At 61.9% G+C, this 16,865-nt stretch carries 11 protein-coding genes and 1 tRNA gene; 3 read left to right on the top strand and 9 right to left on the bottom strand.

The features are described from left to right. Positions 1-140: 140 nt before the first annotated feature. On the bottom strand, positions 141-3,155 hold the full coding sequence (locus tag QEZ49_RS15315; RefSeq protein ID WP_280388234.1) for a hypothetical protein: 3,015 nt from the start codon (positions 3,153-3,155) through the stop codon (positions 141-143). A 339-nt stretch (positions 3,156-3,494) separates the two neighbouring features. Next, positions 3,495-5,876, bottom strand: a complete 2,382-nt coding sequence (locus QEZ49_RS15320) for a transglycosylase domain-containing protein (RefSeq protein ID WP_280388235.1) — start codon at positions 5,874-5,876, stop codon at positions 3,495-3,497. A 12-nt stretch (positions 5,877-5,888) separates the two neighbouring features. On the opposite strand from QEZ49_RS15320, the gene QEZ49_RS15325 reads away from it, so the two are divergent. Next, on the top strand, positions 5,889-6,281 hold the full coding sequence (locus QEZ49_RS15325; protein ID WP_280388236.1) for a hypothetical protein: 393 nt from the start codon (positions 5,889-5,891) through the stop codon (positions 6,279-6,281). Positions 6,282-6,518: 237 nt separating this feature from the next. On the opposite strand, the gene QEZ49_RS15330 is transcribed toward QEZ49_RS15325, so the two are convergent. Further along, complete coding sequence (locus QEZ49_RS15330; RefSeq protein ID WP_280388237.1) at positions 6,519-9,989, bottom strand: helicase HerA-like domain-containing protein; 3,471 nt, start codon at positions 9,987-9,989, stop codon at positions 6,519-6,521. A 21-nt stretch (positions 9,990-10,010) separates the two neighbouring features. Continuing rightward, positions 10,011-11,159, bottom strand: a complete 1,149-nt coding sequence (locus QEZ49_RS15335) for a hypothetical protein (RefSeq protein WP_280388238.1) — start codon at positions 11,157-11,159, stop codon at positions 10,011-10,013. A 391-nt stretch (positions 11,160-11,550) separates the two neighbouring features. Between QEZ49_RS15335 and QEZ49_RS15340 the strand changes: the two genes are divergently transcribed. Then, positions 11,551-12,234: a CAP domain-containing protein gene (locus tag QEZ49_RS15340; protein WP_280388239.1), complete on the top strand. Its 684-nt coding sequence runs from the start codon at positions 11,551-11,553 to the stop codon at positions 12,232-12,234. A 156-nt stretch (positions 12,235-12,390) separates the two neighbouring features. Here QEZ49_RS15340 and QEZ49_RS15345 read toward each other — a convergent pair whose 3' ends face one another. Further along, a complete protein-coding gene (locus tag QEZ49_RS15345) occupies positions 12,391-13,788 on the bottom strand; it encodes a polysaccharide biosynthesis C-terminal domain-containing protein (protein ID WP_280388240.1) in 1,398 nt (465 codons plus the stop codon). Between the two features lie 22 nt (positions 13,789-13,810). Further along, a complete protein-coding gene (locus tag QEZ49_RS15350) occupies positions 13,811-14,026 on the bottom strand; it encodes a hypothetical protein (RefSeq protein WP_068461994.1) in 216 nt (71 codons plus the stop codon). Positions 14,027-14,182: 156 nt separating this feature from the next. Between QEZ49_RS15350 and QEZ49_RS15355 the strand changes: the two genes are divergently transcribed. After that, positions 14,183-14,431 (top strand): hypothetical protein, encoded by a 249-nt coding sequence (locus tag QEZ49_RS15355; RefSeq protein WP_280388241.1) that lies wholly within the window; start codon positions 14,183-14,185, stop codon positions 14,429-14,431. Positions 14,432-14,598: 167 nt separating this feature from the next. On the opposite strand, the gene QEZ49_RS15360 is transcribed toward QEZ49_RS15355, so the two are convergent. The 3 genes from QEZ49_RS15360 to QEZ49_RS15370 all read right to left on the bottom strand — a co-directional run bounded on the left by QEZ49_RS15360 (position 14,599) and on the right by QEZ49_RS15370 (position 16,844). After that, positions 14,599-15,708: a D-alanyl-D-alanine carboxypeptidase family protein gene (locus QEZ49_RS15360; RefSeq protein WP_280388242.1), complete on the bottom strand. Its 1,110-nt coding sequence runs from the start codon at positions 15,706-15,708 to the stop codon at positions 14,599-14,601. Positions 15,709-15,899: 191 nt separating this feature from the next. Further along, positions 15,900-16,538 carry a DUF975 family protein gene (locus QEZ49_RS15365; protein ID WP_280388243.1) on the bottom strand — a complete coding sequence of 213 codons (639 nt, stop codon included), beginning with the start codon at positions 16,536-16,538 and terminating at the stop codon, positions 15,900-15,902. A 219-nt stretch (positions 16,539-16,757) separates the two neighbouring features. Continuing rightward, positions 16,758-16,844, bottom strand: a tRNA-Leu gene (locus QEZ49_RS15370). Positions 16,845-16,865: the final 21 nt, after the last annotated feature.

Consider the following 16,865-nt stretch of genomic DNA (forward strand, 5'->3'; position numbering starts at 1 on the left):
CCCGTGTTGTCCCCGATAACCACGCCGAAAGCGGCACCGGGTTTGTTGCTGTGTTGGTCAGCATTAAGCTGTCATTTCGGTTAAACAATTGTTGCCGGCTGCCTCAGATCGCCTGCCCTTCTGCATGATCCGACAACGGCTTATTCCGCCATATTGCGCAGTACCCGGGGCCGTTTGAGCGCCGGTTGATCGAAATCGCTGGCGTCGCCATCAGCATCTAGTGGTGCGACCCATTGTGACCCCATACCCTCCTCGGCATCCGACAAAGGCTCATCGGATGGCAGTTGAGCAATCCGGGCGACCGTTTCCGGCTGCGTCGGAGCTGATCTGGTCAGCCGGGTTGTTTCGAGGGCCAGCTCCAGTTGCGGTTCGTCCGCGGCGCTTTCAGATGTCCGCAGCGTTCCGCCCGGCGTTGAGCGGGCGAGGCGGAGCAACTCGGCGGGCAGCGCCGCATGGCTTACCGGCACCCGCAGCGTCGCCGTCTCGCGCTTCAATTCCAGGTCGATGCTTTGCCAGCCGCCGGGTTCCTCGCTGCCATCCGAGGCTGAAAGCGCTGCGGCGAGGCGCGCGGCCAGGTCCGATCCAGTCGCCGCCTCAGACGATGCCGCGGCGCCGTTGCTATATTTCTCGGATCCCGCAGGCGTCGTCGCGACCTGATGCGGGAACGGCACGACCACCGCGGTCGCATTGCCCGGCTGCTCTGGCCCGTCCGCAATTTCCTCTAGCCCAAGCGCATCAGCGTCGCCGGCCTCGTCCTCGAGGTCCTGGTAGGAGGCCAGCTCGGCCTCCGCGAGCCCGGCATAGCTGCCGAAGCGTTGGCGCAGCGCGGCGTCCGGCTGTTTGGCCCTCGGCGGCGCAGCAGCGGGTGACACGGCCGTAGCCGGCGCAGATTCTGGCATCGCCATCGAGGGCTCCGCCTTGGGCACTGTCACCGGCTCGCCGACCTCAGCCGTAGCTTCCGCCTGCAACTCGTCCGCGACCGGCTGGTCCGGTGTTCGCTCCCGCTCTTCCGGCTCATCATCCTCAGCGGCATCCCATTCGGGATCGAATGCAAAGCCGTCATCGTCGTCGATCGGCCGGCCGACCACATCCAGGATAGGCTCGGCCATCTCCTCAGCCATGCCCGGCCGATGCCGGAACGGGCGATAACTGCGCGGCTCGCTGCGGTGACGACGCGGGGCTAGATCCACATCCCGCTCATCGGCATCATGATCACCACCGACGTCGAGCGCGTCGCTATCAACCGTGCGGTGCGTATGCCCGCGCCCACTCTCCGGCGCGCGGTCTTCAAGTATCGAGCGCTCAAACTCCGCCCTTACGTGCGCGTCCTCTACAACCGCAAGCGAAAGCACCCGCTGACGCTGCTGCTCCGTCTCCATGCGCCGCGCCGCGCCCATCACCGCGCCCAGGATCATCTCCGGCCAGGCGCCGCGCTTGAAGGCATAAATCCGGAACGCGGGCCTGTCCTCGCCGGCATTGTCGGCAATGAACATACCGCCAAGCGCACGCATCGCGCGCGGCACCGGTGCCACCTGACCGTCGCGGTAACACTCGATGAACTTGGAGCCCTGCCGACGCAGCTTGCGCGCCGCCACCAGACCCGGCGCGATTTTCCACGGACGCGCCAGAATGCCCTGCCCTTCCAGCGCGTAGCACAGGTTGGCCAGCATCTGCGCTTCACGCAGCAGTTCATCGCGCTGCGGATGTTCGCGCGGCGCGCTCAGCGGCACGGCGACATAATAGGTGCCGCCGGATTCAAAAATCACTTCGCGAAACACATCGAACGTGCCGCGCATCTCGTCGTGGTTATGGATCTGCGAAAACCGCGACAGGATCGGAAACACCGGCCCGCGTTCAGCGTCGATCATGCTTTGGCGCGTGGCTACGAAACGGTTCATCGGTCGCCCGATCGAAACCAGCAGCAGACAGAGATCAACGAACAGTGCCACGCCGAGCGGAATGTAATCACGCTGGGAAAGGCCCACGGTTTCGTTGTTCAGCGCTGATACGGCAGCCGGATTGTCGATCGATTGCACCGCACGCTGTTGCAGCGTGCGCAGCTCATCAGCCGATGGCGGCAGCTCGAACGACAGCAGGCCAATAAATGTTGCGGTCAGGCGGCGGAAGGCTTCGATGGTGGCTTCCGAGCCTTCAACAGCAGCGATTTGCGGTTTCTCAAGCGTTGGCAGTTGATCGATCGCGCGCACAACACCACGCAGTGACGCCTGCAGTTGCGCATCGGGGCAGGCGAACGCCTTGCCGTTGTCGGCGCTGAAGCTCGAGCGCTCGGCGCGGTCGGCAAGATCGGCGCGGATCTGGCGCAACTGCGGATCGGTGCGGAACGCGTTGAAACCGGTCACGGTCATGTCAAGGCGACGGCCCAGCGAGCGCATGAATTCGTTGCGCGTGCCGTGCGCGTCCATCGTCGAAGCGTCGTTCTTTACGATCTTGGCCATGTCGCCATCCAGCAGCGCCATGTCGCCTTTGATCGAGCCCACGCGGCCGGTCACGAAATCGGAAGCGAAGCTGAAGCGCTGGGCATCTTCATCGCGCAGCTTGCGGCGCGGACCATCGCCGGGCGACGAGTTCGGACAGGTTGAACCTTTCTCGCGCTCCAGCGTTGCCTTCTGCGTTGAGACGGCAGCCAGTTGCACAAGAGTGGAATTCAATTGTTCAAGGCGGGTTGCTGCACCGTGCAGCGCAGACTGAACCTGCCCAACCGCGCTTTCCGCTGAACGCGCAGCTTCCGAGCGGCTTTCCAGCACCTTCCAGTAGAAGCCGAAACCGAAGCCGACGGAAATGAGTGTAAGAAAGATGTATCCGAATATGTACGTGAGGCGGGTGAACCAATCGATGGGTGAAAACATCTGGTCGAGCAGCCACACGACCATCGTCATCAGCATCGCGACCGAAAATCCGATGATCGCCTTATGCACCAGAGGCAGCGTGCCCATGTTGCTTTCGATCAGCTCCAGCATGCCGACGTAGGTCGCAATCCACGACAATGCTGCCAGACCGACGATCAGGACGATCTTTTTCCAGTCGCGTTTTTTGGCTTCAGGCTCGGCCCAATCGCTGTCGGATTCAAAGCCATATCCGTAGCCAGCGCCTGCTTCGCGCATATGCGACCACGGTGCATTCGTCCGCAACGACATTTCGAAACCCGCTCAATCGATTGCGCGCAGGTGGTCGTCGGCTGAGCGCGTTGATGCGCAAAGCCGTTCCCACCGATGCGCGCAACGCCTCGTCCGCACTTCAGTGTCTTGTCATCGTGCCGGTAAGTGATCCTTGAGCTTGGTACGCGCGATTTTTGTCTTGAGTGCGGCGCTAAGGTGACTGTGAGCTGCACATCGCGATTTCGAACCTGTTACGCACAGGGGCATTATCTTTCGCGCAAACGGTGCGAAGAGAAGTGCAGATACATGTCTCCTCTCAACGTTTCCTACGCGCTCGGCGGCCGGCTCTGCGTAGCGGTGTCGCCGAGCGCCACAAAGCTAATTACCCGCAGTGCGCTTTGGCGTTCGCCCCAGTGTTTCGGCTTCCAGATCAGCCAGCAACGCATCCACAAGTGGTGCAGCAACCTGGGCTGCGTGAAGTTTGTGCGCCCACGGTTGCGAACCCGAGCCGGTGCCGACAACAACGACATATGAATACGCGGCACCATTAGAAAACTGCACGCCGCCAGTAATCCATGCATCCACCGTCGCGTCGCGATCTTCCGTCACCTGCGTGCCTGTCTTTGCAAAGTGCAGCTTCACACTGTTGCGGCGGCGCGCGCACCATTGCGCCAGCTCTTTCAGCGTGCCCGCAGGACGTCCCGCCGCCTGATGGCACAGCGGCGCTTCCAGCAGCGCACGCAGCGTCGGGCGGCCATCGGCGCGGATCAGACGGTTCGGCACGATGGCTAACTCGTCCGATGGCGTGGGCTCGGAATGCGTAAAGTCATAACTCTTGATCAGCGTCGGTTGGGGCAGTGGCTTGGCGCCGGCACCTGTCAGGCTCGCCAGCACGGCGCCTGCCATGTGGTGCACACGTCTTGGCGCGCCGGCAATCTGTCCCAGCACGGCAGCGGTTGAAGGCGGCGTGCCTTCGCCGTTTGCGTTGGTCGGCGGCATCGTGAAACCGAAGCCATCTATCAGTCGCTTGATGGGCCGCTGGCCAATCTGCGCGGTGCGCGTCAGCAGTGGTTCGTTGAGCGAACAGGCAAACGACACCAGCGCGCTGCGGCCTTGCCGTTCGTTGCCACGCGCGCAGGTATCCAGTCCGGCAGCTGGCGCACGCGGATCGACGTAAATCGATTGCGGCGTGTCGCGCAGCGTGTTGGCGATGGCGATCGCAGCCAGGATTTTGCCGGTCGATGCAACCATGCGGCTTTCGCGGTTTGCATCGTAGTGGCCATCATCGGCACGGCGCGCAAACGGTGAGCCGAAATAGGCGGCGTTGTCGCCTTGCTCATAGTAGCGCACGATTTCGCCGCGCGCGTTGGCGGCTGCGATGACAACGCCGGGGCTGCGTTGCGTGTCATTGATGGCTGCCGGGTCAAGCGTGTAGCCCGGTGAAATGCGGTCGGCATACTTGGTATTGATGGCGGCAAGCGCAGTGCGTGCGCCGTCGCGGAAATCAAGGTTCTGCGCTGCGTCCAGCGTCGTCGTCACGCCCCGGATGTGTTCGCGCCAGGCAAAGCCGAAGCGCTGCTTCATCTCCTCGCGGATGCCATAGCGGGCGGACGGCAGCAGGGCGTTGGCGCGGATAACCGGGTTGGCCTGCGCCACGGTTGCGAGCGCTGGGGCATGGGCTTCAAGGGCGCGGTGCAGGCGCGGCTTCATCTTCGGGGCCGGTGGACCGGACGCCATCGCAACCAGTTCGAACAGCACTTCCTTCTGCTGTGCTTCATCGGTGATGAGCTTCTCGGCGCAGGTGCGGGCGCGCACTTCTATAATATAGCGCCAGCGGTCGAGGCGCACCGCATTCAGCCGTTCGCTGCCTTCCAGCAGGATGATCGGGCGGTTCACAGCCGACGCCAGCACGAACTGCTCCGCCACCGTCAGGTCGGCGGCCTCCTTGCCGAACACGATGCGGCTCGTCACCTCGATGCCGTGCAGGGGCGATCCGCCGGTACGCTGCGCGAGCCAGAGGTGGTTCGCCGCCCATTGCTTCAATCCGGCATCATCGCCGCCTGCGGTCAGCTCGCGATAGACGACAGGCGCCAGCCACCATTCCGTCAGCTTGCGCTTCAGCTTTATGAAGGCACCCTCGTTGCTGTGCGGGGGCGTCTTATAGATCACGCGCACAAACTGCATCGCCAGGGTCGAGCCGCCGACACCCAGCACCGGGCGGCGGGCGGCGACCGAGCGGCGGACGGTCGAGAATGGAATCTTGAGCACGCCGGGCAGGTCGATGCCGAATGGATTGAGCAGACCGCCCAGATTGCGGTCCTCGTGATAAACGATGCATTGCCAGAAGCTTTCCGGCACTTGACGAACCGGTATTGATTTATGATCCGGGTTGGCCACGTAGGCGCCCAGGTCGATCGCTTCGCCGGTAAAATTTACGTCGCGTAGGCTGTCGAGGCGCGGGTCAAACGTACCAACAAAGCTGCCGCGGCTGTCGTGCAGAGCCGTCGCCAGCCAGCGTTCGGCGTCGTAGTGCAGCTTCGGACCCAGCGTATAATGGCCGATCTCGCCGCGAATTGGCGCCAGCACGTAGACCAGCGCAACCGCGAACACGACATAGACCAGCGCAGCGCCGAACACATAGCGCAGCATGCCCAGCCTGGGATTGAATGCGAGGCCGCTGAACAGCAGTTGCAGGATGCGTAGCGGTAGCAGGAGCAGCAGCTCAACCGCCCGAAACAGCACGCGAAATGGAACAAGCATGGCAGCCCGCTTGTGATCGAGCGCCGTCGTTGCGGGCTCAATAAAAAAGAGCGCGGGACGCGCTCGACACAAGCAACAGCTAGCCGTTTTTTATGGCGACATTGGCCCGGTGGAATGGCGCAAGCGCGATGCGGCGCGGGCAGTTTGTGCACCCGTGATGGCCGCGCCAACGATACGTATGCTGCTGGAAATCACCTGTCAGAAGGTATTCAACAGCACAAAAAGACCTACACCCACAGCCGGCCCCAATACTGTCGCAACGACAAGCATCATGAAAGACTTCGCAACCATAACACTCTACCCCGCACGAACGCCGCCAATGCCGCAGCGGCGCACAACTCGCAAACCAGCAACCCGTTCAAGACGTTGCCGCTGAGCCCCCTTGATGTTCAGCGACATGTATAATTTACATCAGAATAAAGCAGTTGACACGCGTTGTTTGCTGAGTCAGGCGTGAGTCGCTTCGCAGATGCGAAGGGATTAGGCTCCGGGACAGGGTTGCCGAGGCGTCCATATCAATTAAAATGCTATTGCAATCAAATGCTTGTGCCGGTTGCGCCACAGCACATCGTGCAACCTGCCGACTGTGCAGGCTGGTTTGCCCAATAGATCAGCAATCTGTGGAAGTGTGGCCGATTTGCATCAGCCGCGCTTGCTAAGACCACCCGCAATCGCCCGCAACGGCGCGTCGAACAGGCGGAGCTGGCGCTCGTCCTGCCCCTTCGTTTCTCGCGCCAGCTGCTCGATCCGGTCGAACGGCACCTGCTCCGCCATGATCAGCGAGCGCTGGGCCTTCATCGAGCGCACCAGGTTTTCTTGCACGAGATGGAACTCACCCACCGTCTGACCGGGTAGCACGGCAGCCGGGTCGAGGCCGGACTCGCTCTGGAACGCGGCCTTCAGCTTGCGCAAAGCAGTGTCTTCGCGCACGCGACCGATGAACCAGCTCGTGATCTGATCACGGCTCTTGTAGTCGAGGTCGCCCGGCGACTGGGTGGCGAGCATGATGCCCAGACCGGCGGAGCGTGCGCGCTTCAGCAGGCTCTGCAGCGGCTCAGCTGTTGCCGGTTTCGCGTTAGCCGGGATGTAAAGGTCGGCCTCGTCGAACATAACGACGGCCTGCAGTTCATCGTTCGGATTGCGCTGGCAGAAGCGCAGTGCTTCGGAAAGGAACTGCGAGACCCAGAACAGGATGTTCTCGTTGTCGCCCAGGAAGCCCGTGTAGATGATGGAAAGGCGGGTGCGGCCTTCGCGAGCATGCGGACCGAGGCCAAGCAGCGACTCCATGGTGAGTGACTCACCGCCCGCTTCGAACAGCGACGCGTTGCGGTGACGGAGACTGTCGAGCTGGGCCACCAGATCGCGACGCAGCTTGCCGGATGGGTCCATGCGCTGCGTCAGATCGGACAGCTCGGGGTCTTCATCTTCCAACAGGTTGATGAGGTCAGCCAGCGTCACTTCGCGGCTGTGGCGTGAACCGAGAATGCGCAACGCAACCGACAAAGTGCCCGACTGCTTCTGGTGGGTTGCCGAGTTCTTTAGATGCAGCATTTCGCCGAGCGCTGCGGACGAAAGGTTCGCCAGCAGCTGTTGCTCATGATCCGGCAATTCGTTGATGCCGTTAGGCAGCAGCGTGATCGAGATCGGCCGGCCTGAAGAACGCCCGGGTGTGAACACGGCAACGTCGATCGCGTCGGCCAGCTTTTCGCGCTCGCCACGCCGCTCGGAAAATTCCTCGTCGTTTTCGCGCCAGACATCCGGGTTGGCGTAGGAGCAGAGATCGCCCTTGCGGTCCAGCAGAACGGCGGGGATGCCGCGCAGCAGAAGCTGCTCGATAAGGCTCAGCGCCAGCGTCGTTTTACCGGAGCCGGAGCCGCCAAGCACCGCTGCGTGGCGTTTCAGAACGTTCTTGTTCAGCGTCACCGGGCGGCCGCCAGCGCGGATCTCACGCCCACTGAAAATGCTGTCGCCGTCACTATTTTCGTCGAGGATGACCGACAGCGGGAGCTGTTCTTCCACTTCGCCGACGGCTGGTGTTTCAACGCCCTCTTCGTCGAAGACTTCCGTGCCATCCGGCGAAGCGGGCGCCATCGTTTCCAGCGCGCCCATCAGGCCGCGAGCAGGTGTCGTCGCGTTCGTTGCACCGGCGGCGGGCGCTTCCGGTTGATGTACTCCGTGCAGCTCCATCATTGCGGAGCGCGGCAACGTGCGCCCAAGCAGATCGAGCCGCAGCAACTGGATGATGACAGTAAGGTTCGAAAGCAGCTTCGCGCCCGCCAGCCAATCCATGAAGCCGGGATCGAGTCGATGGTGCGTCTGGAATTCGCGCACCATCATCATGCGCTCCCATTCGGCGATGGGAACAGTGAGCGTGCGGCCGCCATTCTCGCGGAACTTGCGCACCGCTTGCGCCGTCTGGTTCTTGCGATTGGGCGGGAAATCTGAGGCGCGCAGCATGAAGCACTGCTTGGTGCCCATGCTGGAAAGCACACGGTCAAGCTGTCGCTTCAGGCCACCGCCCTGCGTCGGACGATTGCAGATGAAAACGCGGCCATCCGTGGCGAAGCCCTGCTCGTGGCGCAGCGTAAAGTCGAGCGCAGCCACGTCATCGCCAAGCTCAAGCCGCTCGACGGAAAGCTGCAGCGTGCCGGCCCATTCTTCGCGGGCCAGCGGCAGAGCACCGGCCAGCACATCCAGAAGCTCGCTCTCGTCAGAGGGAATTTCAGCTTCGGATGCGCTTTGGAAGCGTTCCCACGTTTCACGATAGTCAAAAGCCGGCGCACTGTTTGCAACAGCAGGCCGCGCCGGAGCGCCACCCATCTCTTCTGGCACGCCGAGGCCAAGCGCCGCTGCGAGCCGCGAGATGAAACCGCTGGGCTCCGACTGCGCGATGCTTACATCTTCGGTTTCGTCGTCCGGTTCGTCCGAGGTGGTCTTGGTGCGCAGCCGGTTGTAGGCGTGCTCCAGCAGGCGCCGCGTCGAAAGACCGGCGAATTCCTCATAGAACTGCGGGCCGAAGTATGCCGATGGATCGGAGTAATGTGTGCCTTGCTCGGCAGCTTCGGCGATGTGCGCCAACCGCTTAGCAATGATCAGGCGCGCTTCTTCCGGCGTGCGGCTTTCCAGCAGCGCCACCGGCCCCGACTTCTCGATGCGATCGATGTAGGACTGCGCGAGAACGCCTCGCACCTGACCGTAAAAATCCTCAAGGCACGAGATGATGAGGATGGCGTTCGGAACGCGGTTGGCCATCTGGATCAAGTCGCGCACCGCGCGCTGGAAACGTTCTTCGGCGTCTGAGAAAAAGCGCAGGTCTTCAACCTGATCGACGCAGAACACCAGCGCGGCGCGATCAATGCTCCACATCAGTCCGCCAAGTGCGGCGATGATTTCGAATGCGCGATCTTCGCCGTCATTGGGGTCGAGCGCGGCAACGGCCTGATGCGCAAGCTCCGTCAGCGGGCGGCCATGCAGATACTGGCGCACGCGCTGATCGATACGCGGATCGCGGCGCTCAAGATACAGCAGCGCGCGAACGACGTTGATGTCGAGTTCCAGCTCGGCATAGCGAGGCGAAGCCAGAATATCGTCGGCCATCTTCAGCACGAGCTGCGCCAGCCGCGTTTCATCCAGGCTGGCTTCGCGCAGGTTCTGCAGATCCTTGGGATCGACATCGGCGTTGTCGATCATGCGGCTCGTCAGGCGCGCCAGGGCACTCTCGCCGGAAGCATCCGGATCGTATGTCTTCTCAAGCGAATGGACGAGACGGCGCAGATAATAGTCGGCGTAGTTGGCGACATCCGGTGTCATCTGCGCATAGCCGAAATAAGCGCGGCCTTCGCGATGGGCAGATGTGCGCAGTGCGCGCAAAAGGTGCGTTTTTCCCGCGCCGGACTGGCCGTGGAACAGCAGGATACGATCCTGCGTACCGGGGCCGCGGCCCGAAACGATCCCGGAAAGCAGGTCAGAAAACTTGCGGCGTGCCTTGGCGTGAACCTCGACGACATCGACGGGGTCAGCCCGCCAGATATCGTCCTCCCACGTGATGGAGTGTTCGAACGCTGAGAACAGCCGGTCGGAAGCTGGCTGTGGGGAAGCTTGATTAAGCTGCATCAGTCGACGGTCCTCGACGTCCTAGTCTTCGACGCGCACGTAGTGCCAGACGGTGTTCTTGTAGAGGATCGCTGAATCCTCAAACTCCTTGATGTTTTGTTTGTCTTTAAGGTCTGCACCGGCCAATACAAGTTGGCCTGCCCGGTGAGCCCCGGCCAGCATGTCTTTGAACTCGATCTCGGAAAGCCCCCATTCGGGGTGCGAGGTGCAGATCGCGTCCCACACCTTTGAAATAAACGCCTTCCGGGCCCCTGGCCAGCCCTCGGCGTTGCTCCGTGCCGCCCTGAGCACACCGGCAGAAAATTGCGACAATCCAGGGCGCTGCGGCGCTTCTTCCGGTTGCGGTGTGAACTGGAGGACGCTTTGCGAAAATGATTCGCTCGGCGGCGGCAAGGGGGTTCTTTCGGCGATGCGCGGGAGTTTCGACACCTCAGCGGATGCCAGTTTGCGCAACACCGCCAGACGAAGACTTTCAACATCGTAGCGGATACTGCCGGCCTGATCGGCGCATAGCGCGGTAATGAGGCGCGCGTCGGTCGGCAACTCGCGCGGTTTTTTCAGCAGTTGTCCGGCAAGTACGCGTCCCGCCTTGGCTGAAAGCGGTGAGCCCTTACCCAGCCCGTCTTTCACGTTGTCGCCGAAAGCCCGTTCAAGCGCCAGCAACGCAAGTGCGGCCCGCAGCTTGGAGGGCGAGAGCGCCTGACGCACCGACAGCCCAAACGTATGCTGCACCACCAGCGCGCTGAGACCATCCTTGCGAGACAGCGCAGAGCGCGGCGCCGATTTGCGCGGGTCGACGCCAAGCGCCTTAGCCGTCAGCCACACATCGCGCTGTTCGCTCCAGGTGCGGTTGTGCGCTTCCTTCTCGCCGAAATATCTGGCGACTGTCTCTTCGCCGCTTGCTGTCAGCTTCAGCTTGCTGCGCGCTTCAGTGATGAAACCGCCAAGCATCAGTTTCGTCAGTGCAGTGTCGGCCTTCGAGCGCCAGCGGGCTGATGGCACCTTGGGGGTGAAAAGCGGTGCAAGGTCGCGAATGACCTGGGCGCGGCTGGCGCCGCCTGCACACGCTGCCCGCACAAGAATAAGGTGCTCGATAGGGTTTGCTGTGTCCTGCTGCGGCCCACTGCCGTTCACCGGCAGCGCCTGCGCGCTCAAGCTCGGCGCCGACATACAAGGATTCTCCTTCGTAGACCTTCGGCCGAACGCGCGAATCAGCAGCCACTGAAAATGGATTGTGTTTGAAGTCCCCGCTGCATCAAGGGGCTGAGGAAGTTACTGACAACCAATGTTGCATCGCCCGCAGCTGGCTTTTGTCAGATTGGCGCCCGGGTTTGGCCTCAACTGGGCCAAATTGACGACGCCATATGGGGAGGCGCGCTTTGGCTCCGAAACCGCTGCGGGGCCCCGAGGGAATTGGGGAAGCCACAAACGATGGCTGGATCGTGGGCAGTTGGTCCGGATCTACACATGTGCTTCCGGGTCATTAGCATTAACGGCGAGTTAACAGGTTATCGCGATGATTGATCAATGTACCGCAATCATCCACGCGGGAGTGGTTCGTATGTATCGCGTCGCGCTTTGCGCAATTGCAGCCATTGCATTGGCTGCCTGCAGCCTTGGCTCTTCCAACACCACCATTTCGTCCGGTTATGCTCAGCCTGATACAACGGGGTCGATAACCTCGTCTCCGAACATGCAGAGTGTTGCGCTGGGCGGTGATCCCGGTGCGCCTCGCGGTCGCAAGACAGCGGTAGCCGGACAGCAGTACGCCAGCTTGGGCGATCAGGCGCCGAAGGGCTCCTATGAGAAAGCGACAACCGGCGCGCTTTCCGATCGGGATTATTCTCACACGGCGCTCGATCCGGAAAAAGCTCGCGACGTGATCAATCAGTATCGCCGCGACAAGGGTTTGAAGCCGTTGCGCCTCAACTCCGAGCTGTCGGAAGCTGCCAAGGGCCATTCGCGTGACCTCGCCAAGTGGGACCGCATTTCGCACTATGGTTCGGACGGCTCCAATCCATGGGATCGCGTCAAGCGTACCGGCTTCAACGCCAAACTTGCGGCGGAGAACGTCGGCACCGGTCAGGTGGACTTTCTTGAGGTGATGCGCGGCTGGAAGGATAGTCCCGGCCACAACAAGAACCTGCTGCTCAAGGATGCGACCCACATGGGTATCGCGCTGGTGCAGGATCCGCGCACCGAGTTCAAGTCGTTCTGGACGCTGGTGATCGGCACGCCGATGTAGGCTTCGCGGCTCCGCGCGAAAGACGCACGGCACGCTCCGGTCGCTATCTGAAATACAAATGCCGCCCGGCTCTATGGCTACGGCGGCATTTTTTTGTTCTGTACCCAGCACCGGCGGCCGGCTCCCCGCAGAGGAGTCGCGGTGCCAAACAGGACTCTAGTGGCGGAAGATATTGCGCCAGATCGCAACCTCGATGCCCAGCGAACGACTGACCACGATGCTGTTCAGCAGCGCGCCGGTTGCCAGCGCGATCGATGTTGCGGTCGCCGCGCCGATCAGGCCGTACAGCGGCACCAGTATCAGATTGAGCACAATCGTCAGCACCGCCATCGTCACCTGAACCGCGGCACTGATTTTCTGTTTGCCCAGCATGTTGAGCAGGAATTCCGCCGGGCCCATCGCAGAGCGGAACAGGAAGCCGACGATGAGGATCAGCATCACGGGATAGCCTGCGGTGAACTGCGGGCCGAACAGCCAGAGCAACGGCATGCCCATCGCCAGCAGCACAGCACCCGCGGCAAGCGACGGCCAGAATGTCCAGTGCGAGGCTTCGCGCGCGAAACGGTCGAGTTCGCCGTGATCGCCGCGCGCGTAAAGCGCTGCAAACTGGTTCGCCACCGAGCTGCCGACCGCGTAATGCACGAACAGAATGAGCGACATCGTCTTGGCTGCAGCGAAGTAGATCGCGACGTCGGTCGGGTTCATGTAGTGCGAGACGATGAGCACGTCGGCGCTCTGCAACGCGAACTCGCTGGCGTTGATGACCAGCAGCGGCCAGCTCACCTTCAGCCACAGCGGAAAATTGTAACGCCGCACGCCCGCGCCGATGGTGGCTTTGATGCGGCGATCCATCAGGATCGTTTGCACCACGCCGGTGATCCATGTGGCGACGATGGCTGCGGCGACGGCGGTATTTGCATCCATCGGCAGTGCGGCTTCGTGCGCGGCGACCATGGCTGCAAGCAGCAGTGCCGGACGCAGAATATACGGCGGAACAAGCGACAGCCCCATCCAGGCGAAGGCCTTGCCGATGCCGTCCTGAACCCAGGTGAGCGTGTATAGCGGGATGCAGACCAGCGCGAGATACGCCGGCACCATGTAATGGCTGTCGAGCGGTTCAAAGAGATAGAGTCCGGCCAGGCCAGCAAGCATGATGAGCGTCGCAACACCGACTGAAAGCCAGCGTGAGCCGCGCACCACGCCGCGCACCAGCTCGGTTTCGCCGGTTTCGCGATAGCCCGGAATGAATCGGATGGTGGCAACGCCGAGCCCGAGATCGGCCAGGCCGCCAAGCACCATCACCCAGGTCCAAACGAAAACGTAGATGCCGTACTCATAGCTGCCCATCCAGCGCGCCAGCGCGATTTGCGACAGATACATCAGCGCAGCACTGGCGCAGCGAACGGAGAACGCGGTCATCGCGTCCCGCTGCGCACGGTGACGGTCAGTCTCGCCGCGCAGAATGGTCAGGATCTGTGCCGGAAAAACCTGAATGGCGTCTTTGATGCGATTGATGGGGGAAGCCCTGAGAGTATTGGTTGTGCTCTGAGCCATGGTTTCCCGTTCAGCGCCACTTTCAGTCAAGCAGTCGCTCGTTTTCACGCTCGCGCAAACGCTCGGCGACATCGGCCCAGGCATCGGATCGGTCTCGGTCGCCATTTTTGAAGTGCACCGCTGAGAAAAAGTCCGCCACCTCGGCCGCAAACTGGCCGTGCTTGGCCTCCAACACGATCGCCATGGCGTCGAATTCAGGCTCGTCTATGGACGGCTTGTGTTGCCAGACATTTGACATCGTCTTGGAATCCCGTGTGGTGCATCTTGCGGTAGGGTAGCAAGAAGCACGCCAGCCCGAGTTGCCCCGTTTTGAAACTGTGAAAGCCAACCCGTGCGCTCCGTGATAATCTCGCGTTGGCGTTTGTTCGGGGTGAATGGACAGCGAGGTGTACCCATGTCCCTATCATTGCAGTTAACCATCCGTTGCGCTGCCGTTGTGATGGCTTTCGGGATTGCAGGATCTGTGCTGGCTGAAGAAGCTGGGGCGCCGCAAGGCAGCGGATCGAATGATCGGCAGATGGAGCAGCCCGCGCCTCCTGCGGATGGAGCGCCGGCGCGGCGCGATCCGAATGTGAAGCCGTTGATTGACGTGCCGGCTGGCTGCCCATATTGGGGCAATGACAAGCTGGAGCTGATCGCCTGATTTGTGATTGCTCGCAGCGAAGCTGACTGAGCTCGCATCTACGTCGAGCGGATCAGGTGAGGCTTTGTAGCGCCCGCCCACGCCGGAGCCGGGCGCATCACGCGTCAGCCGGCCAGATGTTGAGGCTGGCGTGGATGCCGAACTTCGCCAATCAAAGCTGACGCGTTTTAGTGCGGCGCCTGGAATGCCGCTGCCGGTGGCGGCATCGTGCCGCGAAGCTGGATCGCCGAGGTGTCACCGCTTCCGGTTTCAACCTCAACGGTGACCGGTGCGGGGCGAGGCTCGCCACCATCGCCGCGCGGCGCGCGCTTGGCTTCTTTCTTCTTGCCGTCGTCCTTGGCCTTCACCGTCGCCGGTTTAGGTTTGCGCTTTTTGGCCGGCGGCGGGTTACAGCCCCAGGACGTCACATCCTTACGCACGCTGCGGACCGGAACTGCAGGCGCCAAGGGCATGTTGTCGATGGTGGTTGAATTGAAAAGCTGCTTCCAGCCCGGCTGCTGAAAGCCATGTTCCAAAAGGCTGGCGGCTCGAATGTTGCGCTCAGCGCTGGTCACATCACCCAGAACAACTGCAATGATGCGGCGGCCGTCGCGGGTAGCCGAGGCAACAACGTTGAAGCCGGAATCGCAGATGAAGCCGGTCTTGAAGCCATCGGCGCCTTCAAGTGACCGGAGCAAGCCATTGTGCGACGTAAGCCGCTGCTTGCCGAGACGCATCTCCGACATGCCCCAGTAGTGGGCATGTTCCGGGAATTCGTCGATCACCGCCCGCGTGAGCTTGGCAAGGTCGCGCGCTGTCGTCACCTGTCCCGGAGCAGGCAGTCCATTCGGGTTGACGAACACGGTGCGGCTCATGCCGAGGCGATGGGCTGTGGCGTTCATCTTGGCGACGAAGGCAACCGTGCTGCCGGCGACGGCTTCAGCCAGCATCACGGCGACATCGTTGGCAGATTTTACGATCAGGGATTCAAGTGCTTTATCGACCGTGAGCTGTCCGCCGACGGCGAGCCCGATCTTGCTGGGCGGCTGGGTGTGCGCATCGGCCGAGCAGGTCACCTTGGATTTAAGGGTGAGCTTGCCTTCCTTGATCGCGCCGAACACCAGATAGGCGGTCATGATCTTGGTGAGCGAGGCGGGGTGCCAGAGGTCGTCGGCAGCTTCGGCGTACAGCACTTTGCTGTTCGTGTGCTCAACGACGAGAGCAGGGGCTGCGGTGGCCGGCCGCGATGCAAACATCGCGATCAGCATCAGGGCAACGAATGCGGTGCCGCTGCGCATGCAACTCCCCCAACTGCTCATGCTCGGCGGATACCATATCCTGCGCTGTGGCCGCAACGCGCGGTCGGGCCCTTTGTTGTGCAGTGTGTCAGTAGGCGCACACAGAGACGCCAAATGAGGCAACCGTGCGATCAGTGCGCAGGGGGGATGATGCGCACCTTTGCAACGGTTGCCTTATTCCGGTGCGCGGCTCAGTTTGTCAGCGTGCGATAGGCATGCGCGCTGGCCAGCATAACGATGGGCAGGGCTACGAACACACCGACGCCAAGCGCCAGCAGGCCGAGGATGACGATACCAAGCTGCGCAAGCATCAGCAGGGCGAGCTGCCACTTGTTGCCCTTGGTGATGCGCCAGCTTTCCTTGATGGCTTCTACCGGTCCAAGTCCGCGCTCCACGACGAGATAAGGCACGAATAACAATCCCAGCATGATGATGAGGCCGGGAACGACGAAGGCCATGAGCCCGAGCGTGACGGCGATACCGGCGAGGATGTGCGCACCGAGGAAGCGCCAGAACGGGCCAGGGTTCCAGAAGTCGGTGAGCTGTACGCCCATGACGTTGTCGTGCGCGCGCAGATAGAAAGCAATAATTCCGCACCAGGCCAGCGTTGACACAACGATGCTGGCCAGCAGAGCGACGAGGCTCATGGCGGTAACAGGTTCGGGAATGAATTCGCCATTTGGATCAATGTCCGGCAGATCGGGGCCGAACGAGCTGGGGATGGAGGTGATGATCAACACGAGCAAAAGCGTGCCGATGAGGAACCAGGGCCGCTTCTTGAAGGTCTCCCAGCCGAAGCTGATGCAGTCGCCGACGGATAATTTGCGCATGTTGCTGTCCCGCGGATTGATGAGGCGGGCAGTTTCGCATGAAGGCCTTAACAGGCCGCGGATGGGAGGAGGCCGGGAAACAATCTCGCTTGCTGGCCGATAGCCGGGGCCCCATACGCGCGGCGCTTGACGCAATGTGTGACGCGGGAAATGGTACCCGGCGACCCAACGCGAACGGGCGCAGCTTTGCCGATAACGAATTTTGAGAGTTCCGCGCTGTGGTGCCCGAGGTCGGACTTGAACCGACATACCCTTGCGGATGCGGGATTTTGAGTCCCGTGCGTCTACCAGTTCCACCACTCGGGCGTACCACTGCGGAGAGCTTTT

The sequence above is a fragment of the Hyphomicrobium sp. D-2 genome, from assembly GCF_029872155.1.
GTDB lineage: Bacteria > Pseudomonadota > Alphaproteobacteria > Rhizobiales > Hyphomicrobiaceae > Hyphomicrobium_A.

Bases quoted from the DNA above. Each gene is read 5' to 3' on its own strand.
- QEZ49_RS15330 (WP_280388237.1), bottom strand. From the start codon at position 9,989: ATGCAGCTTAATCAAGCTTCCCCACAGCCAGCTTCCGACCGGCTGTTC.
- QEZ49_RS15315 (WP_280388234.1), bottom strand. From the start codon at position 3,155: ATGTCGTTGCGGACGAATGCACCGTGGTCGCATATGCGCGAAGCAGGC.
- QEZ49_RS15355 (WP_280388241.1), top strand. From the start codon at position 14,183: ATGTCCCTATCATTGCAGTTAACCATCCGTTGCGCTGCCGTTGTGATG.
- QEZ49_RS15365 (WP_280388243.1), bottom strand. From the start codon at position 16,538: ATGCGCAAATTATCCGTCGGCGACTGCATCAGCTTCGGCTGGGAGACC.
- QEZ49_RS15360 (WP_280388242.1), bottom strand. From the start codon at position 15,708: ATGCGCAGCGGCACCGCATTCGTTGCCCTGATGCTGATCGCGATGTTT.
- QEZ49_RS15340 (WP_280388239.1), top strand. From the start codon at position 11,551: ATGTATCGCGTCGCGCTTTGCGCAATTGCAGCCATTGCATTGGCTGCC.
- QEZ49_RS15335 (WP_280388238.1), bottom strand. From the start codon at position 11,159: ATGTCGGCGCCGAGCTTGAGCGCGCAGGCGCTGCCGGTGAACGGCAGT.
- QEZ49_RS15350 (WP_068461994.1), bottom strand. From the start codon at position 14,026: ATGTCAAATGTCTGGCAACACAAGCCGTCCATAGACGAGCCTGAATTC.
- QEZ49_RS15320 (WP_280388235.1), bottom strand. From the start codon at position 5,876: ATGCTTGTTCCATTTCGCGTGCTGTTTCGGGCGGTTGAGCTGCTGCTC.
- QEZ49_RS15345 (WP_280388240.1), bottom strand. From the start codon at position 13,788: ATGGCTCAGAGCACAACCAATACTCTCAGGGCTTCCCCCATCAATCGC.